The sequence below is a fragment of the Thermomonospora umbrina genome, from assembly GCF_003386555.1.
GTDB lineage: Bacteria > Actinomycetota > Actinomycetes > Streptosporangiales > Streptosporangiaceae > Thermomonospora > Thermomonospora umbrina.
The window spans coordinates 1,865,937-1,885,523 of the sequence record NZ_QTTT01000001.1; the positions used below are offsets into that span (position 1 = coordinate 1,865,937).

Sequence of the window (19,587 nt, forward strand, 5' to 3'; positions counted from 1 at the left end):
ATGACGTCCAGCGGCCCACCGCTCACCCGCGCCGAGCGGAGGAAGCAGGAGCTGCGCCGCGAGATCATCGACGCGGCGTTCGAGTGCTTCGCCGAGAGCGGCTACCACGCCACCGGCATCGCCGACATCGCCAAGCGGCTGGACATCGGACACGGCACCTTCTACCGCTACTTCCAGAACAAGCGCGACATCGTCGACTACGTCATCGACGACCTCGTCCGGCGGCTCGCCACCGCGCTCACCGAGGAGAACGCCCCCGACGCCGTCTCGACCCTCGACGACTACCGCGAACAGGCCGCGCGCATCGGCGAGTCCCTCACCCGCATCTTCATCGAGGACCCCCGCGTCCCCCGACTCCTCCTGGTCGAGGCCGCCGGCATCGACAAGGCCATGGCCGAACGCGTCCTCGACCTCTTCGACCTGGCCGCCGACCTCACCGCCGCCTACCTGTCGCACGGCGTCGACCTCGGCTACCTGCGCACCGACCTCGACATCCCCAACACCGCCCGCGCCATCACCGGCATGATCATGGCCGCCGCGCTCACGCTGCTCCGCCACCCCGACCCCGAACACCAACACCGGCTCAGCGAGGCGATCCGCCGCGTCATGTACGACGGAATCGCCGCCCGCGACACCCCCTGACCGCCCGGCGGTGACGCAGAACCCGCCGATGGACCTCCACAGCGAGCGCCACCCTCGGGGCAGATCGCCACGGCCGCACATCACCGCCGCACAAAGAACCAAAAAGCCGGCCCCGACGAACGGAACCGGCCTTTGACCTTGGGTGGAGCTGAGGGGATTTGAACCCCTGACCCCCTCGATGCGAACGAGGTGCGCTACCGGACTGCGCTACAGCCCCGAGGACTCCGCAAGGTTAGCAAACATCGAGGGGGGTTCGCGCATCGGTATCGGGCCGGCCCGGGGCGTTCTCGGTCAGTCGCCCACGGCGCGGCGGTCGTCGGCGTACTGGTCGAAGACCTCGTCGTCCTCGTAGACGCCGAGGACGAGTTCGATGACCTCGGCCTTTCGGGTGGGGGGGTCGGGTTCGGCGAGGGCGCGGGCCTCTTCGGCGGCGCGGGCGGCGGCTGCGGCGGCGCGGGCGGCCTCGGTGCGGGCGCGGTGGCGGGCGGCGTCCACGCCGGCGGCGACGCGGAGGAGGGCCAGGTGGCCGGCGAGGAGGACGGTGGCGGGGAGGGACGTCCACCAGGGGGCCAGGCCGGTGGCCACGGCGGTGACGGAGGCGAGCAGGAGGAGGGTGAGGCCGAAGGTGCGGCGTCGGCGGCGGGCGATGACGGTGGCGCGGCCGGGACGGCGGGGCGCGGGGTGGGCGGGGGCGTCGGCGGGGGCCTCGTGGGCGGGCTCCGTCAAGGTGGGCTCCGGCTCGCGGGCGGGCTCGTCCGGGGTGGGGACGTCGAGGGTGGGCTCGTCGAGGGTGAGGTCCTCGGTGACGTCCGAGCGCTTGGCGAGCAGGCGGGAGAAACCGTCGTTGTCGCGGCGCAGCCACATGGGAACGAGGACCACGGCCCAGACGGCGACGATGGCGAGGTACAGGAGGGTGCTGCTCAAGAGCCCTCCCCGGCGGCACGCCAAGGACGGGGGCTGGCCTTTGGCGCGCGCATGTTCACGTCCCGCACGGTAGGACCCGGTGTCAGCGGTTGACGAGCATTAGGGGCGGTGTGTCGCGAGATCGTGACTATGGTTACTCGCTGTTTACCATGGCTTTCTGTTGGAAGGAAACTTCCGATCACGAAGAGGATCGTGGAAATGCCTGCTTGGTGACCGCCCGCCACCTGGAACGCAGGCCCTGTGGGACGTCTTCCACGGTGAGCGCGTAACAGATGTGGTCGCGCCACGCACCGTCGATGTGCAGGTGCCGGCGGCGAATTCCCTCTTCCCGGAAGCCCAGTTTTTCCACGACCCGGCGGCTGGCGGTGTTCTCGGGGCGGATATTGGCCTCGACGCGGTGCAGCCCGACGGTGAAGAAACAGTGGTCCACGGCCATGGCGACGGAGGCGGGGATCACGCCACGACCCGCGACCTGCCGATCCACCCAGTAGCCGATCTGCGCGGACCTGGCCGAGCCCCAGACGATCGCGCCGATGGTGAGCTGCCCGACGAAACGATCCTCGTACGTCACGACCCAGGGCAGCGCCAGCCCCTGGCGCGCCTCACGGCGCATCATGTGGACCATGCTGAGGTAGGGCCCCAGCCCGGTGCGGAACAGCGGCGTCTCCGGGTTGGTGGGCTCCCACGGACGCAGCCAGTCGGCATTCTTGACGCGCATGTCGCGCCAGGTGGCCGCGTCCCGCATCCGCAACGGACGCAACCCGACCGGGCCATCGGTCAGTGTGACCGGCCAACCCCGCATGCGTTCCACGCTCTCATAATCCCCCGCCGGACCACGCCGACGCCATCAATTGCCGCCGGTGACGCCGTCCGCCCGCGGATGGTCGCCTCCGGCGATCTGCTGTACGGCGTGAAAGAGCACCGGCCCCAGCACCGCCATGCCGTCCCGAACTCCGCCCGTGGACCCCGGAAGGTTGACGATCAGGGTACGCCCGGCGACCCCGGCCAGCCCGCGCGACAGGATCGCCGCGGGCACCACGGCGCGGCCTTGCTGTCGGATGGCCTCGGCGATGCCGGGCACTTCCCGTTCGATGACGCGACGGGTCATCTCCGGGGTCTGGTCGGTGGGTGTCAGCCCGGTGCCCCCGGTGGTGACCACGACGTCGTACCGGGCGGCGACGGCGTCGGCCAGCACCTCGGCGACCGGCTCCCCGTCGGGGATCACCACGGGCCCGTCGACGTGGCAGCCGAGGTCCGCCAGCAGTTCGACGAGCACCGGCCCGGACCGGTCGGCGTAGACGCCGGCCGCGGCCCGGTTGGACACCGTCACCGCCATCGCCCGGACGAGGCCGTCGGCGGCGCTCACGAGGGCCTGCGCCACACGCCGGTCTTGCCGCCGGTCTTCTCCTCGACCCGGACGTCGGTGATCGTCGCGGCGGGGTCGAGGGCCTTGACCATGTCGATGAGCGTCAGCCCGGCGACGGTGACCGAGGTGAGCGCCTCCATCTCCACGCCGGTGCGGTCGGCGGTGCGGACGCGGGCCTCGATCGCCACGCCCTCGTCCCGTACCTCCAGGTCGACGGTGACGCCGTGGACGGCGATCGGATGGCACAGCGGCACCAGGTCGGGGGTGCGCTTGGCGGCCTGGATCCCGGCGATGCGGGCGACGGCGAGCGCGTCGCCCTTGGGCATGTCGCCGGCGCGCAGGGCGGCCACGCAGGCGGCGGACAGCCGGACGAACCCGGCGGCCGTGGCGGTGCGGACCGACACCTCCTTGGCCGAGACGTCGACCATCTGCGCCCGGCCGGACTCGTCCAGGTGCGAGAACTGCGGAGACCCGGCCATCAGGGGCGGCCACCTTCCGAGATCGGGCCCGCCGACGGGCCGTGCTGCGACGTGCGGTACCTCATCGTGGCAGGCGCAGGACCGCGACCCGCGACCCGGCCGGCACGAAGTCGGCCTCCTCCGGGATCACGATCAGCGCGTCCGCCGACGCCAGCGCCGCCATCTGGTGGGAGCCCTGCGCCTCGGCGGGGGTGACCGCCACGCCGTCCGGGCCGGACGACAGCCTGCCGCGCAGGTAGTGCCGCAGCCCCGCCGGCGACCGGACGTCGTCGGTCAGGGTGACCGTCCGGGACTCCAACGGCCGGGCCGGCAGCCCCTGCATCGCCCGCAGCGCCGGACGCACGAAAACCTGGAACGACACGTACGCGCTCACCGGGTTGCCCGGCAGCGTGAAGATCGGCACGCCGCGCAGCAGCCCGAAGCCCTGCGGCTTGCCGGGCCGCATGGCGACCTTGGAGAACGTCAGCGTGCCCGTCAGCGCCTCCTTCACCACGTCGCGGGCGCCCATCGACACCCCGCCGGTCGTGATGATCGCGTCGGCGCGGACGAGCTGGTCCTCCAGCGACTCCAGGACCTTCTCCGGCGCGTCGGACAGGGCGCTCTGCCGGAAGCCGTCCCCGCCGGCCTCGTTCACGGCGCTGGTCAGCATGTAGCTGTTGGAGTCCCAGATCTGGCCCGGGGCCAGCGACGACCCGGGCTCCACCAGCTCGTCGCCCGTGGACAGCACGACCACCCGGGGGCGCGGCCGGACGTTCACCCGGGCGCGTCCGACGGCGGCGAGCATGCCGATCTGCGGCGCGCGGAGCCGTACGCCGGGCTGGAGCACGACCTGACCGGCGGCGACGTCCTCCCCGGCGCGCCGGATGAAGTGGCCGGGTTCGGCGGGCCGGCCGATCCGGACGGAGACCGTGCCGCCGTCCGTCCACTCCACCGGGACGACGGCGTCGGCGCCGGCGGGCATCGGCGCGCCCGTCATGATGCGGGTGCACAGCCCGGGGCGGATGGCCGACATCCCGGTGTCGCCGGCGGCCACGTCGCCGATCACCGACAGGGTGACGGGCACGTCGGCGGAGGCGCCCGCCACGTCCGCCGCCACGACGGCGTACCCGTCCATGGCCGAGTTGTCGAAGGGCGGCAGCGCGACCGGCGCGGTGACCGGCTCGGCCAGGATCGTCCCCTCGGCCTCCAGCAACGCCAGGTCCAGCGTCGGCAGCGGCGGGATCTCGCCGAGGATCCCGGCCAGGTGCTCGTCCACCGAGCGCAGCCGCCCGGCGTCGCCCGAGGCGTTCACGAGCCGTGCTTGTCGACGAACTCGCGCAGCCAGGGCATGAACTCGGGCGCCAGGTCCGCGCGCTCGGAGGCGAACTGCACCAGCGTGCGCAGGTACTCCAGCTTGTTGCCGGTGTCGTAGCGGCGGCCGCGGAACAGCACCCCGTACACCCCGCCGCCCTGCTCGGCGGGTGTGCCGGCCAGCGTGAGCAGCGCGTCGGTCAACTGGATCTCGCCGCCGCGCCCCGGCGGGGTCTTCTCCAGCACGTCGAACACGGCGGGGTCCAGGACGTAGCGGCCGATGATGATCCAGCGGCTGGGGGCCTCCTCGATCGGAGGCTTCTCGACCAGGTCGGTGATGCGTACCACGTCGTCCTCGCCGGTCGGCTCGATCGCGACGCATCCGTAGGCGGAGACCTGCTCCGGCTCGACCTCCATCAACGCCACCACGCTGCCGCCGTACCGGGCCCGCGCCTCGATCATGCGGGTCAGCAGCGCGTCCCGCTCGTCGATCATGTCGTCGCCGAGCAACACCGCGAACGGCTCGTCGCCCACGTGCTGGCGGGCGCAGTGCACCGCGTGGCCCAGCCCCCGGGGGTCGCCCTGCCGCACGTAGTGCATGGTGGCCAGGTCGCTGGACTCGCGAACGGCCGCCAGCCGTTCGGTGTCGCCCTTGGCGCCGAGGGCCTCCTCGAGCTCGTAGGCCCGGTCGAAGTGGTCCTCGATGGAGCGTTTGCTGCGCCCGGTGATCATGAGCACGTCGTTCAGCCCGGCGGCGACCGCCTCCTCGACCACGTACTGGATCGCCGGCTTGTCGACGATCGGCAGCATTTCCTTGGGTGTGGCCTTGGTGGCGGGCAAGAATCGGGTACCGAGGCCGGCGGCGGGGACCACGGCCTTCGACACAGGTCGCATGTCAGTCATGGACAGACCCTAACCACTCTGCGAGGACCCAAGCGTGCAGGACGTCGACTCCAAGCCCGGCCTGCGCAGGCGGCTGCTCACCGCCCGCTCCGCCCTCGGTGCGGACCTCCGGGCCGCCGCCGGCCGCTCACTGCGCGACACCCTGCTCGAACTCCCCGAGGTGGAGATGGCGGCCTCGGTCGCCGCGTACGTGTCGTTCGGCGGTGAGCCGGACACGCGCGGCCTGATCTTCGCCCTCTGGAAACGCGGCACGTACGTGCTCCTGCCCCGGCTGCTCCCGGACGGCGACCTGGACTGGGCCTCGTACGAGGGGCCCGACTCGCTCGTGCCCACCTCGTTCGGGCGAACGGCTTCGGGGGCGGGTTCGGTGGGGCCGCTGGAGTCGGGCGAGCCGTCGCGGGGGCGGGGGGCCATCACCTCGGCCGACGTGGTGATCGTGCCCGCGGTGGCGATCGACCGTACGGGGATGAGGCTGGGACGGGGCGGCGGGTCCTACGACCGGGCGTTGGCGCGGGTGGGGCCGGGGATCCTCACCGTGGGGCTCGTCTACGACGACGAGCTGGTCGACGCCGTGCCCACCGAACCGCACGATCGCGGGTTGAGGGCGGCCGTCACGCCGTCGGGTGGACTGGTGCGGTTCGGGTAGTTCCTGCGCGGCGTCCGTGGCCGCATCCGGCCATGCGCTTCGCGCCGGCCCGGCGGCCCGGCGGCTCTGGACCGCGGCCGCAGGCCCCTGCGCCACGGCGTGTCGTCTTCGGCGAAGGTGGGGGAACGATCGTGATGCCGCGGGCTCGCGGCACGACGCAGCAGGTCGGCGTGCCTTCATCGGGGGCGGGGAACTCCTCGTCGCAATGCCCGGCGGGTTCGTGGGTTAACCACACGTGTGTACTGAAAGCGTCGTTTCTGTAGTATCTCTACACCGACTTGTCGATCAACCCGAAGGGTGGGATGTGCGGCTCGACCTCTGGCTACTCATCGGAGCCGCACTGGTGCTCTCCGCGATTCTGGCGGTACGGCTGTCCCACCGGCTCGGACTGCCCAGCCTGCTCGCCTATCTCGGGCTGGGGCTCCTCATCGGGGAGTCCGGATTCGGGATCAACTTCGACAATGCCGAGCTCGCCCAGACCCTCGGCTGGGCGGCGCTGGTCATCATCCTGGTCGAGGGCGGCCTGACGACGAGCTGGCGGAACGTCAAACCCGCCGTCCCGGTGTCGCTCGCCCTGGCCACGGTGGGCATCGTGATCAGCATCGTGGTCGTGGCCGCCGCCGGGCACTGGCTGCTCTCGCTGGACTGGCGGCTGGCGCTCCTGCTCGGGGCCGTGCTGGCCCCCACGGACGCGGCGGCGGTGTTCTCGGTGCTGCGACGATTGCCGATCCCCCATCGGCTGGCCGGGATCCTGGAGGCCGAGTCCGGGTTCAACGACGCGCCCGTGGTGATCATCGTGGTGCTGCTGAGCGCGACGGACGGGCACGACACCGAGCCGTGGCTGCTGGTCCCCCTGGTGGTGTACGAGCTGGCCGCCGGGGCCGCGGTGGGGCTGCTGCTGGCCTGGCTGGGCGTCTTCGCCCTGCGTCGGGCGGCGCTGCCCGCCTCGGGTCTGTACCCGATCGCGGTGCTGTCGCTGGCCGTCGGCTCGTACGGCGCCGCCACGCTGATCCACTCCAGCGGCTTCATGGCGTGCTACCTGTGCGCCCTGGTCCTGGGCAACGCGCGTCTGCCGCACCGTCCGGCCACCCGGGGGTTCGCGGAGGGCATCGCCTGGCTGGCCCAGATCGGCCTGTTCGTCATGCTGGGGCTGCTGGCCTCCCCGAGCGAACTGCCCGCGCAGATCGTCCCGGCGCTGGTCGTGGGCTCGGTGCTGGTGCTGGTGGCCCGGCCCCTGTCGGTGTGGATCTCCACCCTCGGCTTCGGGATCGGCCGGGCGGAGAAGGTCTTCCTGTCCTGGGCGGGCCTGCGCGGCGCGGTGCCGGTCGTCTTCGCCACGGTCCCCATGTCGGAACAGGTCCCGGGCTCCGATCGGCTGTTCGCCCTGGTGTTCGTGATCGTCGTGGTGTTCACCCTGCTCCAGGGGCCCACCCTGCCCGGCCTGGCCCGCGGCCTGGGGGTCACGGTGGAGGGCGAGGCCAAGGAGCTGGACGTGGAGGCCGCGCCCTTGGAAGAGCTGCAGGCCGACCTCCTGGAGATCCGCATACCGGAGGACTCGGCCCTCAGCGGTGTCGAGATCTTCGAACTCCGGCTGCCCGCCAAGGCCTCCATCACGCTGATCGTGCGCGATGAGGGCAGCTTCGTCCCCGGTCCCACCACCGAGCTGCGGGGAGGCGACCGCCTGCTGGTGGTCACCGCCGCGGAGGTCCGCGAGATCACCGAACGCCGACTCCGCGCCGTCAGCCGACGGGGCAAGCTGGCGGGCTGGTTCGGCGAGACCGGCGACTGATCGTTCCGATGCTCGCCGGGGCGTCCGGACATCGGCTTTCGGGGCGGCGCGGCCAGGGCGTCCGGACGGAATGCCGCTGGTCACGGGCGTGTTCAGGTGGGGGTGGGGCGCCGCTTCCCGAGCCGTTCCCCCCGTTCGGGGACGCCGTGGGATGAACGGTGCCGCGCGCGCAGTACTATTAGCAGTCGTTTCGTGAGAGTGCCAGTCCGCGGGACTGTGGCGGCAAGGAGGAACCGTGCCGACGTATCAGTACGTTTGCACCGAATGCGGCGAGCCCCTCGAGGTCGTGCAGAAGTTCAGCGATGACGCGCTGACCGAATGCCCGGCGTGCAGCGGCAAGCTGCGTAAGGTCTTCTCCGCTGCCGGGATCATCTTCAAGGGCTCGGGCTTCTACCGCACGGACAGCCGGGGCGGGGGCAAGTCGCCCGCGAGCACGACACCGTCGAGCTCCACCGACTCCCCGTCGACGTCCAAGTCCGAGTCCGCCGCCAAGTCCGGCGCATCGACCGACGGCGGCTCGTCCTCCTCCTCGAGCGGTTCGGGTTCGGCCTCGAGCTCCGGTTCGGGCTCCGGCTCCACGAGCGGGTCGAGCTCCAAGGTCGCCTGACCACTGTCCTTCTCCGGCCCCGGTGATCTCCCGTGATCACCGGGGCTTCGCCATGCCCGCCATGCCCGCCGTTCCGGGTGGCGGGGTGTAGGTGAGTACACCCCGAACACGGGTGCAGGGGTCACCGCCCCCAGGCGTACCGCCGTCGCAGACTTGCCTCCACCATCGACAGGCAGGAAGCGCGGCATGCTCGAAGAACCCTCGTCCCCGCGCCGCTCCGCCCCTTGGGCGACCGCGCCTCCGCACAAGGGACGACCGCCGCCCCCTCCCCTCGGCAGGACGGGCGATGCCGCAGGTGGGGTATCTTCGCCCCTGCCGTACTCCCAGCGGAGCAGACACGATCACATCGTGCGTACGACGCGGTGACACCCTTCCGTTCACCACTATCTACCCATGTGCGCGCAACGGGGACGAAGGCCCCCCTTCCCGACGGCCGCCACCCGTCCCCCAACACCTCCGCCCCGCCATCGCACCCTCACCCCCCGGGGAACGCACCGTCCCTCCCGGGACCCTTTGTCGCGCATCCCGCGACCGACACCACGCGGAACGCATGACGCGACTCACCCGAAGCCCTGCTCGTGGGAAACCGGCGTCGAGGCCGTACGAGTAAGGGCGCGGCGGCTCCTCTTGGAGGGCGGGGGGAGCCCCGGGGTGACTCAGGGATGGCCCAGGGGTTCCTCGGGGTGCGTCCCGGATGTCCGGGTGGGGCGGTTCCGGGGAGTCTGAGGTCGTCGCGAGGCGGGGCCGTGGAACTCGCGACATTACTTGACAAGTCTCGAACAGCGAGACAATCTGAGACTCGAACGCGATATATCTCAACTAGGAGAGGTCATGACAGCACCAGGAGACGCTCCCCCCGGCAGGGGCTGGGCACGACGGCTCAGCGAGCTCCCCTCGGGACGGCGGGCGAAGTGGGCCGTTCTGGCCCTGTGGGTCGTGCTGGTGATGGTGATCGGTCCGCTGGCCGGCAAGCTCGGCGACGTCGAGGAGAACGACGCCGCCGCGTGGCTGCCCGCGGGCGCCGAGTCCACCCAGGTCGTCGAGCTGCAGGAACGGTTCCGCAAGGACGAGACGATGCTCGCGGTCGTCGTCTACGAGCGCGCCGGCGGCATCACCGCGCAGGACCGTGCCAAGGCGCAGGCCGACCTCGCCCCGCTCGGGGCGCTGCCGGGCGCCGAGCGTGCGCAGGGACCGTTCCCGTCCAAGGACGGCGACGCGCTCCAGACCCTGGTGCCGATGACCGACGAGGACCTGCCCAAGGCGATCGACGCGGCCCGTGAGCTGGCGGAACGGGGCCCGCCCGGGCTGGTCACCCACGTCACCGGGCCCGCCGGCGGCGCCGCGGACATGTTCAAGGTCTTCGAGACCGTCGACGGCTTCCTGCTGATGGCCGCCGGCATCGTCGTGATCGTCCTGCTGCTGTTCATCTACCGCAGTCCGGTGCTGTGGCTCGTTCCCGTGCTGAGCGCGGTGGCCGCCCTCGCCCTGGCGCAGGGCATGGTGTACCTGCTGGCCAAGTACGCCGACCTCACCGTGAACGGGCAGAGCTCCGGAATCCTGACGGTGCTGGTCTTCGGCGTGGCCACCGACTACGCGCTGCTCCTGGTCGCCCGCTACCGCGAGGAGCTGCACCGCCACCAGGACCACCACGAGGCGATGGCGGCCGCGCTGCACCGCGGCGGCCCCGCGATCTTCGCCTCGGCCGGCACCGTCGCCCTCGGCCTGCTGTGCCTCATGCTCGCCGACCTCAACTCCACCGCCGGCATGGGCCCGGTCGCCGCCGCCGGCGTCCTCACCGCGCTGCTGGCCATGATGACCCTGCTGCCCGCGCTGCTGGTCATCTTCGGTCGGTGGATGTTCTGGCCGCTGGTCCCCCGGTACGACGCGAAGTACCTCGACGCCGACGCGTCCGACAAGGAGCACGGTGTCTGGGCCTGGGTGGCGCGGCTGGTGAGCCGCCGTCCCCGGATCCTCGCGGCGGTCGTCTCGCTCGGCCTGCTGGGCATGACCCTGGGCCTCGGATCGCTCAAGGCCGAGGGGCTCTCGGACGCCGGACAGTTCGTCGACAAGCCCGACTCGGTCGTCGGCGGCGAGGTCCTGACCAAGCACTACCCGGCCGGCTCCGGCGCCCCCGCGATCGTCATCGGCGACGCCTCCGCCGCCGCCCCGCTGGCCACCGCCCTGCGCCGTACCGAAGGCGTCGCCGAGGTGAGCCGCCCGATCACCGCCGCCGGACTCGTCCAGTACGAGGCCACGCTCGGCGATCGCGCCGACAGCAAAGCCGCCCAGGACACCATCGACCGACTGCGCGACACCGTGGACGCCGTCCCCGGCGCCGACGCCAAGGTCGGCGGCACCACCGCCACCACCCTGGACATCAACCGGGCCGCCTCCCGCGACAACCTGGTGATCATCCCGATCGTCCTGCTGGTGGTCTTCGTCATCCTGGTCCTGCTGCTGCGGGCCCTGGTCGCCCCGCTGTTGATGATGGCGACCGTGGTGCTGTCCTTCCTGGCCGCCCTGGGGGCCAGCGGCCTGATCTTCCAGCACGTCTTCGGCTTCGAGGGGACCGACGCCGGATTCCCGCTGCTGGCGTTCATCTTCCTGGTCGCCCTAGGGGTCGACTACAACATCTTCCTGATGCACCGGGTCCGGGAGGAATCCCAGGCCCTCGGCACCCGCCGGGGCGTCCTCCGCGGCCTCACCGTCACCGGCGGCGTCATCACCTCCGCCGGCCTCGTCCTGGCCGCCACCTTCGCGGCCCTGGCCACGCTCCCCTTGGTGGGAATGGCGGAGATGGGCTTCGTGGTCGCCTTCGGCGTCCTCCTCGACACCATCATCGTCCGCTCCCTCCTGCTGCCGGCCCTCGCGTACGACATGGGCCGGCGCATCTGGGCCCCGAGCCGCCTGGCCCGTGAGGAACCGCCGACGCCGACCGACAAGTCCACCGACAACCGCATCCTGGAACCCACGGGCTGAGCCCCACGCCCGCGGCGTTCGGTACGCCTTCGACCGGCCGTGACCTCGCAGAACGCCCTGCGAGGTCACGGCCTTCTGCCATCCGGCACACAAGCTTCAGCCGACCGCGGGGGGTCGTGTCCGGGCGTTCCGGGAACGGCAAGTGTCGCCGCCACGACACGAAACCAGTCCACGCCTCTCACCCTGACCAGGGCGCGGCCTCTGACCACGTCACGTCCGTGCCCCGGGCTCGCGTGCACCTGGCAGTACGGGCGGGGTTCCTTTGAGCACCGGCGCGGCTCCTCCGGCCACGGCGTGGCTGTGAACGCATTTGAGCCTGCTGTGAACGGCATTACGCCGGTGTCCGGGGGCCGCCTTCCGGCTTGACCGGCCACCGGCGGCCACTACAGACCCACATCACGTCCATGCCTCAGCTCACGCACTCTCATCCCGAGCATGGCCTCTGGCCCGCCTTGACCAGGTGGGCGAGTTGTGAACGCATCAGGTCCGTGTCTCTGCTCCCGCGTCCCGTGATCCCACGGTCACCTCGTGGGCACGGGGCGATTCCACCGCCACGGGGCGTGGTGGGCCCGGCATGCCTCGCCGCCACGACATGGAACCAGTCCACCGCATCGCCTGCATGTCTCAGCGTCTCACCCTGACCACGGCGCGGCCTCTGACCACGTCATGTCCGTGCCGCGTGCACCTGGCCTTACGGGCCGCTCCTCTGGGCACTGGCGCACCCTCGGCCTAACGCGCGAGACGGCTGTGAACGCGTTTGAGCCTGCGGTGAACGGCATTACGCCGGTGTCCGGGGGCCGCCTCCCGGCTTGACCGGCCACCGGCGTTCGTCTGCCGGTGAGGGGGGCCCGCGACCGCGCGGCAACGGTTATCCACATTCGTCCAAGGGGCTGCCGGGGGCCTCAGACCGCTGAATAAGGTCGCGGCATGACCACATCCACTGCGGAGATCGGCGTCATCGGCGGCTCCGGTTTCTACTCCTTCCTCGATGATCTGGACGAGGTCCAGGTCGAGACGCCCTACGGCCCCACCAGTGATCCGATCGCCCTCGGCACGGTCGCCGGTCGCCGGGTCGCCTTCGTGCCCAGGCACGGACGCGACCACCGCCATCCGCCGCACAAGATCCCCTATCAGGCCAACCTCTGGGCGCTGCGTTCACTCGGCGTGCGGCAAGTGCTCGCCCCCAGCGCGGTCGGCTCCCTCACCCCGGCGCATGGTCCCGGCACCCTCGCCGTTCCCGACCAACTCGTCGACCGCACTCATGGCCGTGATCAGACGTACTACGACGATGGCGGCGCGGTCCACGTGTCCTTCGCCGATCCGTACTGTCCTCTGGGGCGGCAGACCGCGCTCGACGCCGCGCACAAGTCCGACTGGCAGCCCGTCGACGGCGGCACCCTCGTCGTCATCGAGGGTCCTCGGTTCTCCACCCGCGCCGAGTCACAGTGGTACGCCGCGCAGGGCTGGACGCTCGTCGGCATGACAGGCCATCCCGAGGCGATCCTGGCCCGCGAGCTGGCCCTCTGTTACACGCCGCTATGCCTGGTCACCGACCTCGACGCCGGCATCACGGAGGGCGAGGGCGTCACCATGGACGAGGTCTTCCGGGTATTCGCCGAGAACGTCGACAGGCTCCGCTCCCTCGTCACCACCGTCGTCGGAGCGCTCCCGTCCGACCGGGCTTGCCCGTGTCCGCATTCCCTGGACGGCATGAACCTGCCCTTCCGACTCCCCTGACCCACGCCTTCGAGCGCGTCCCGCAACCTTCGGGATTGCGCACCGCCCCGACCACGTGCCGCCCTGCGGTCTCGGAGGCCACCGAGTCCGTGCTCACCAATATGTACGCCGGGCCCTACACCGGCTGGCGCTTCTAGAACTGCCGGAAGAACATCGACCCCTGAACCCGAGGGCAGTTCCCTAAGGGAGCAACTCTTCAGCCCTCATCTCCAACATCGATGATCAGCCCACACGAGGTGTCCCACGTCAAACCACCCCATCAAGACGGTCCACATCACAGGAACGCCAAACTATCCACCTAGGCGGTCCAGGTCACAGGCATGTCAAACTGCCCCACCCAGTCGGTTTTCGATCACAGGAGGGAGCCGCAACGCCGCCCATTTTTTAGTCCGCCTTTCACCGGTCACCGGATTGGCACCCGGCCCACACGGGACGCTTCTCCGGCCCACCTATCGCCCTATTGACGCAGGGGGTGATCACCGTCGGGCGGCACCGCCCATCCGCCCGACCCTGCGGCGGCGCCGGCGACGCGTCCCCTCGCGGACCTGCTCGCCGGCCGGGGCGCCCCCTGGCGCACAGCGAGTAGCACCTCGCTGGATCGACGCCCGCGGCGACGGCGAATGGGGCATCGCCTGAGGGCCGCCGGTTTCGTGCTCGTCGATTTACGCGGGGTGACGGCGCGTTCCTTCACACATCCTCAGCCGCCCATCGACCCGAACCCGCCTCGGACCGCGCACGTACCGATGCCGAGGCACCGTGCCGGTGAACGCCTCATCGGCCACCGGAACACCCATCGAGCCCGGTCCCAGCCGACAGCGAATGGTGCACTGATTGACGTCAAATCACCTCATAGCAACACCAACCGGCACGTCCCCCAATCACATCGGAAGAAGGGAAGTCACCATGAAAAGCCGCTTCACCACAGCCAATGGCACACATAATCCACGCGGACTCCGCTTAAGCCGTCACCGCCGACCCTTGGCGGCCCTGCTAGCCGCCTGCTCCATGGCCTTCGGTCTCGCCGCCCTCCGCCCGGACGACCCCTCAGGCGTACGCGTCCTCATCGCCGTCCGCGATCTCCCCAGTGGAACGACGCTTCAGCCAGAGCACATACGTCCAGCCAGAGTGCCTCCTGCGATCGTCCCGGACGGCGCCCTCCACCGAAGTGTCACCGGACGTCTCCTGGCCGGCCCCATGCGGCGAGGAGAAATACTCACCGACTCACGCCTGATCACCAACAGGCTCCTCAAGGGATACGGCGCGGACATCGTCGCCACCCCGATCCGATTGGCCGATCCCGGAACCGTTCGGCTGCTCCGCCCGGGCCACCACGTCGACATACTCGCCGCCGACACGATGCCGCCGCCCGGCGACACCGCCCCCTTCCCCGACGTCCCACCACCGAGCACCCCGGACGCCGCCCCCACACCCCCGCACACGTTCCCTCGCGGACAAACCCCCGATACCGAGACGCCCGGGCCACAGACCTCAACCGACCGACCCCCACACCGTCCGGCCTCGAACTCCATGTGGCCTCCTGCGTGGCCAAACGGCGACACCGGCCCACTCCCCGGCCCCCTGGCAATGGACGCCCTGACACCTGCCGTCCTCATCCCCAGCAAACGACCTTGTGGTCAAACACCCGACACCAAAACCCTCAAACCGCAGATCCCCACCACGCGCACCCCAGATCCCCAGACTCCAGACCCCCGGACCTCGGACAATCCGACCTCAGAAACCCCGACCTCAGACCCCCTGGCCCCAACCGCGCGGATCTCAAGCATCCATGCCTCAGACCTCCGGGCCTCGGACACGCGGGCCTCGGACACCCGAGCGTCGGACACGCGGGCCTCGGACACCCGAGCGTCGGACACGCGGGTCTCGGACACGCGGGTCTCGGACACGCGGGTCTCGGACACGCAGGTCTCGGACACCCGAGCGTCGGACACCCGAGCGTCGGACACGCGGACCCCAAACCCCCGGGCCTCAGACACGCAGACCCCAAACCCCCAGGCGTCGGACGCCCCGGCCTCGGACAACCCGTCCTCAGATCCCCAGGCCTCAGGCCCCCAGGCCTCAGGTCCCCAGGCCCCAGACCCCCAGGCCCCAGATCCCCAGGCCTCATACGCAGGGGCCTCAGGCATCCAGGGCTCAGGCACGCTGGCCTCGGACACCCGAGCGGCGGGCACCCGGGCGTCGGACTCCATGTGTCCTGCTGGCGGCCCCGTCCCAGTTCCCGACACCTCGCCGATGGACGCTCTGGTCTCGAACACTCTGGTCCCGACGACACTCCCTTGTGGACAAACGCCTGATGCCGAGACGCCCGAGCCACAGGCCGCCGCAAGCCGAACGCCAGATATGGCGCGCACGGACTGCCTGACCTTGGCACCGCCTCCCGACGAGCGTGGGGACCGTCCGGTGCGACGCAGCAAGAAGGAAGCCTGCGCCGAACCGCCAATCCCGTACCGTCTCCCGGGTGTCCGGGCTCGCGGGCAGGCCGAGCAGCCCATTGCGGGCACATGGATTCCCGTGGCTTCCACGGAGTTCGACGGAGGTCTCGGGACACCGGACGGCCGCTTCGGATACGCCGGTCACGTCAGTCCGGACGCGGCACCGCTCCCATCTCGAGCCCGGTCACTGCCCGCAGATCGCGGCCTCGTCACGAGTCGGGGCTTCACCGATGGGCCTTGCACAGCCTCATGGGGCGCCCGACTCCGAGCGGCCGGCACTCGTCCGACACCGGCCGCCCTCGAAGGCGCGCAGGTCGTGGCGGCGGCCGTACCCGTGATCGCGGTGATACGGGAGGATCCCGAGACCGGCGAGGAGGGTGGTCTGATCGTGCTCGCCACCACCCGCAAGCAGGCGGCCATGCTGGCAGGAGTCACGGGTCGACGTCTTTCCGTGACGATCGTGGCGGATCGAGCGAAATGACAATGTCGCCTATGGTAGTAGTTCCACTACCCTGAGTGCCGTCTTTCGTGCTGGAGGCTCGATGGAAGGATTCAAGAAGTTCCTGCTGCGCGGGAACTTGGTCGAACTCGCGGTGGCCGTGGTGGTGGGCGCAGCGTTCGGCTCGCTCGTCACGAGTTTCGTTACCGCCTTCATCACCCCGCTCATCGCCCTGATCGGAGGCGAGCCCGACCACCGGAATCTCGCCTTCACCGTGAACGAGACCAAGTTCCCCTACGGGATCTTCCTCACTTCGGTGATCTCCTTCCTCATCATCGCGGCGGTCGTCTATTTCTTCGTCGTACTGCCGGTCGGCAAACTGCTGGAGCGGTTCAAGCGCAAGGTAGAGGCGACCGTCCGCGACTGCCCCCACTGCTACGGAGAAATCCCCCTCCGCGCCAGCCGCTGCCAATTCTGCACCTCGGAGATCGAACCGGTCGCCACCTGACCGCCCCGACCGAACGCATGAATCGCGCACGTCGTCGGCCCTGCGACCCACGTCGTGGCCGGCGACCTGCACGTCGCCGCCATCGGCGCGGACAAGGGTGGACAGGATCTGGACGGTGGTGGTCATGCCGGCGCCGTTCACCACAGCCGAGCGCCGCCCCCAACCAGCGCCGTTCGCCACGGCCGAGCGCCGCCCCCAGCCGAAGCCGTTCACCACAGCCGGGCAACGCCCGTTCACCACAGCCGAGCAACGTCCGTTCACCACAGCCGAGCAACGTCCGTTCACCACAGCCGAGCAACGTCCGTTCACCACGGGCGGGCGCCGTCCCGCGGCCGACGCCCACCCTGCGCGCCTGCAGGCAGGCCGACACCCAGGGCGCCACGTGCGGGTACGACAGGAGGTCGTCGACGGTCTGCACGGCCGGCGCTGCGCCTCCGCCGGCGGCGCGGGCTTCCGGTGGGACGGTGCCGGCCAGGCCCAGAACACAGGCCGACCCACCAGGTCACAGCGCCGCGCGGACCATTAATCCCCGACCACCAGCCTCAACACCGCAAGGAGGCCCGACCACTTTAGGACCCAGAACTCCCATCTCATGGCCGAGCACTTCGCGACGGCCTCGAGCCATCCCGCAGAAGGCGCGTCGCGGGGTACGGGTACGGGGTCAGTCTTCGGAGCCGTGTTCCCAGTGCCAGGGCTCGAAGGGGTTGCTGTAGGCCCAGCGGGGGTGGAACCAGCCGTACTTGCGCGAGTTGGCCTCCATCCAGTTGAACTGGGCGGAGCCGGAGGTCTGGACGCCGCCGCACAGGTCGACGGCCGTTCCCAGGCCGTGGTTGCTGCGCCCGGGGATCGCCGCGAAGCCGGGCCGCTGGTAGTAGACGCGCTGCTGGTCGGCCAGGCTGCGGTACGAGTCGGTCACGCAGATGTCGCGTCCGAACTGCTTCTTGTAGGCGGCGTTGAGGCCGTAGAAGCCTCGAGCGGCGTCCGCGCGGAGTTGTTCGCCCTTCTGGGGCAGGGCGCACAGGTACTTCGAGGGGATGAGCCCGTTCGGGTACTTGCGGGCGTCGGAGACCAGGTCCTTGGTGCAACTGAGCAGCAGCCGTCGTTCCCGGCTCACGTCGAGTTGGTCGAGCATCGTGGTCAACTGGGCGGTCAGTTCGGCGGACCGCTGTTTCAGCGCCTGGATCTGTCGGCGCAGCCTGGTCTGCTCGACCGCGTTGCGGGACTGCAGCTCTTGGGCGGTGGTGGCGAGCTGGGCATGGCGCTTCTGCAGCTCGTCCGCCCGCCGGATCAGAGCCTCCTGGGCGGAGGCGATGTGCGTGAGGTCGGCGGCCATCCGCAGCGCCTCGTCCGGGCCGGCCTGCCCGAAGAGCGCCAGGGAGCCGGCGACGTCCGGCTGTTGGTAGGCGGCGTTCGCGAGTTGGGCGAGCGGTGCCCGAATCCGGTCGAGCTCGGCCTCGGCCTTCGCCAGCTCCTTGAGCGTCGACCGCAGCTTCGCCTGGGACTCGGCCAGCTCCTTCCGGCGTTCCTCCCACCGGCCCGTGGCCTTCTCCAGGTCGTCACGGGCCTTGTCCGCCTCACGGCGAAGCTCGTCGACGGGGTCGGCCGCGCTCCGGGCCGCCACGGCCATGACCAGGCCCTGCGGGGCACAGACCGACGTCAGCAGGGTCACTGCCATGAAAGTCGCGCCCAGCGCCGCTGATCGCGGGATCGGCACGTGCGTGTCCTCCGGAGCCAAGAAATCGAACCGCAGGAACGCTACTACAGGTTCGACCCCCTACCGGGCGTAACCGACCTCAATCGACGATGTAACCTTTGCGCTCGCACCAGCGGCGGAGGAACGGGTTGAAACGCCACGTCTCCGGACACTCAGGGGCAGAAGGCCGCTGCGTCTGTCGCGGACGGGGCCGCGTACGGGGCTGGGTCGCCTTCGGGCGCGGCCTCCGTTTGGGCGGGGCCGTCCGCACCGGCCTCGGCGGCACGTACTTGCCGAAGGTCGGGTGCGTCCGAGGGGTGGGAGGCGGCGCGGTGGGCGTCGGCTCCGCACTCACGACGGCGGAACGCGGATCACGGTCGGGTTCCGGCTCGGGCCCCAACGCCAGGATCGCCCCACCCAGCACCAGGCCCGGCACGGCCAAGGCACCGAGGAGCACCACCAAGCCTCGCCTGGGCCGGAACCGCTGGACGCTCATGTCCTCTTCACGATACGGACCAGTCACGACACGGAAGCGTATCGATCCGACCTGGACGGAAATACTCATACCGTTCACATCCACGCTTCCGGGTTGTCAGCCGACCACACAGTGGGATCGACCACCCCTCCGGGACCAGACTCGTTGTCACCGCTCACCGGCCTCGACGCTCCTGTGGTTGTGATCACTCACAGCCACCCCATTCGGGAGGTACGCGGCGGCCCTTCCGGTGCGGGATTGCGGGCCTGTCCATTCCGTCTCCTCGGGCGACCGCAGACGGCCTTGTTCGGCCTGAATCAGGGGCGACCGCCCGCCGGGGTACGGAGGTTCTGAGTTCTCGGAACGTTTTACGGAGTGTCGGACCATTCCCCGGGTCGTCACTCCGAGGGTTTTGGTCGGCCCGAATGATTTCGGACTCGTTCTGCCGACCACGGCCCGTCATCCCATGATCTCAGCGCGGGGCATTACCGCCTCCCGCCGCATGCCCCCCTTCTGCGTACAGGGAGGACACCTGAAGCCGTTCCACAACACGTCGCGGAGAGTGCCGGCATGCGGCCCAAGGCTAAGGCGCTCCCGTTTTCACTCCGACACCTCGCATCTCGAGGCCAGCGGCGCAGCCTCACCTCCCAACGCCCTGGA

General features: G+C 70.4%; 15 protein-coding genes, 1 tRNA gene and 1 pseudogene. 9 read left to right on the forward strand and 8 right to left on the reverse strand.

Translation table 11 applies throughout. The features are described 5' to 3' along the window. On the forward strand, nucleotides 1-642 hold the full coding sequence (locus tag DFJ69_RS08075) for a TetR/AcrR family transcriptional regulator (RefSeq protein WP_116021903.1): 642 nt from the start codon (nucleotides 1-3) through the stop codon (nucleotides 640-642). 143 nt (nucleotides 643-785) lie between these two features. Here DFJ69_RS08075 and DFJ69_RS08080 read toward each other — a convergent pair. From DFJ69_RS08080 to galU, 7 genes are all read right to left on the reverse strand, one after another. Then, a tRNA-Ala gene (locus DFJ69_RS08080) sits at nucleotides 786-859 on the reverse strand. A gap of 74 nt (nucleotides 860-933) precedes the next feature. After that, complete coding sequence (gene sepX, locus DFJ69_RS08085) at nucleotides 934-1,566, reverse strand: divisome protein SepX/GlpR (RefSeq protein WP_116021904.1); 633 nt, start codon at nucleotides 1,564-1,566, stop codon at nucleotides 934-936. Between the two features lie 178 nt (nucleotides 1,567-1,744). Beyond that, nucleotides 1,745-2,368: a GNAT family N-acetyltransferase gene (locus DFJ69_RS08090; RefSeq protein ID WP_211328544.1), complete on the reverse strand. Its 624-nt coding sequence runs from the start codon at nucleotides 2,366-2,368 to the stop codon at nucleotides 1,745-1,747. A gap of 45 nt (nucleotides 2,369-2,413) precedes the next feature. Further along, entirely contained in the window at nucleotides 2,414-2,902 is a 489-nt protein-coding gene (locus DFJ69_RS08095; RefSeq protein WP_116026482.1) for a MogA/MoaB family molybdenum cofactor biosynthesis protein, read from the reverse strand. A gap of 26 nt (nucleotides 2,903-2,928) precedes the next feature. Beyond that, nucleotides 2,929-3,411: a cyclic pyranopterin monophosphate synthase MoaC gene (moaC, locus tag DFJ69_RS08100; protein WP_116021906.1), complete on the reverse strand. Its 483-nt coding sequence runs from the start codon at nucleotides 3,409-3,411 to the stop codon at nucleotides 2,929-2,931. Between the two features lie 61 nt (nucleotides 3,412-3,472). Then, nucleotides 3,473-4,675 (reverse strand): molybdotransferase-like divisome protein Glp, encoded by a 1,203-nt coding sequence (gene glp, locus DFJ69_RS08105; RefSeq protein ID WP_116026483.1) that lies wholly within the window; start codon nucleotides 4,673-4,675, stop codon nucleotides 3,473-3,475. A gap of 23 nt (nucleotides 4,676-4,698) precedes the next feature. Continuing rightward, the gene (gene galU, locus DFJ69_RS08110) at nucleotides 4,699-5,604 is read right to left on the reverse strand and encodes a UTP--glucose-1-phosphate uridylyltransferase GalU (protein WP_116021907.1); all 906 of its coding nucleotides are present in this window, start codon (nucleotides 5,602-5,604) and stop codon (nucleotides 4,699-4,701) included. A 34-nt stretch (nucleotides 5,605-5,638) separates the two neighbouring features. Here galU and DFJ69_RS08115 point away from each other — a divergent pair, with 34 nt between their 5' ends. From DFJ69_RS08115 to mscL, 8 genes and pseudogenes are all read left to right on the forward strand, one after another. Beyond that, nucleotides 5,639-6,250: a 5-formyltetrahydrofolate cyclo-ligase gene (locus DFJ69_RS08115; RefSeq protein WP_116021908.1), complete on the forward strand. Its 612-nt coding sequence runs from the start codon at nucleotides 5,639-5,641 to the stop codon at nucleotides 6,248-6,250. A 304-nt stretch (nucleotides 6,251-6,554) separates the two neighbouring features. After that, nucleotides 6,555-8,039: a potassium/proton antiporter gene (locus tag DFJ69_RS08120; protein ID WP_116021909.1), complete on the forward strand. Its 1,485-nt coding sequence runs from the start codon at nucleotides 6,555-6,557 to the stop codon at nucleotides 8,037-8,039. 235 nt (nucleotides 8,040-8,274) lie between these two features. After that, a complete protein-coding gene (locus tag DFJ69_RS08125) occupies nucleotides 8,275-8,646 on the forward strand; it encodes an FmdB family zinc ribbon protein (RefSeq protein WP_116021910.1) in 372 nt (123 codons plus the stop codon). Between the two features lie 831 nt (nucleotides 8,647-9,477). Then, the gene (locus DFJ69_RS08130) at nucleotides 9,478-11,625 is read left to right on the forward strand and encodes an MMPL family transporter (protein ID WP_116021911.1); all 2,148 of its coding nucleotides are present in this window, start codon (nucleotides 9,478-9,480) and stop codon (nucleotides 11,623-11,625) included. A 927-nt stretch (nucleotides 11,626-12,552) separates the two neighbouring features. After that, the gene (locus tag DFJ69_RS08135; RefSeq protein ID WP_116021912.1) at nucleotides 12,553-13,362 is read left to right on the forward strand and encodes an S-methyl-5'-thioadenosine phosphorylase; all 810 of its coding nucleotides are present in this window, start codon (nucleotides 12,553-12,555) and stop codon (nucleotides 13,360-13,362) included. 1,005 nt (nucleotides 13,363-14,367) lie between these two features. Beyond that, nucleotides 14,368-14,580, forward strand: a pseudogene (locus DFJ69_RS36440) (SAF domain-containing protein); the annotation flags it as partial. A 1,548-nt stretch (nucleotides 14,581-16,128) separates the two neighbouring features. Continuing rightward, nucleotides 16,129-16,293, forward strand: a complete 165-nt coding sequence (locus DFJ69_RS35385) for a hypothetical protein (protein ID WP_245974153.1) — start codon at nucleotides 16,129-16,131, stop codon at nucleotides 16,291-16,293. Between the two features lie 61 nt (nucleotides 16,294-16,354). After that, entirely contained in the window at nucleotides 16,355-16,759 is a 405-nt protein-coding gene (mscL, locus tag DFJ69_RS08155; RefSeq protein WP_116021915.1) for a large conductance mechanosensitive channel protein MscL, read from the forward strand. Nucleotides 16,760-17,420: 661 nt separating this feature from the next. Here mscL and DFJ69_RS08160 read toward each other — a convergent pair. Beyond that, nucleotides 17,421-18,434: a M15 family metallopeptidase gene (locus DFJ69_RS08160; RefSeq protein ID WP_245974159.1), complete on the reverse strand. Its 1,014-nt coding sequence runs from the start codon at nucleotides 18,432-18,434 to the stop codon at nucleotides 17,421-17,423. Nucleotides 18,435-19,587: the final 1,153 nt, after the last annotated feature.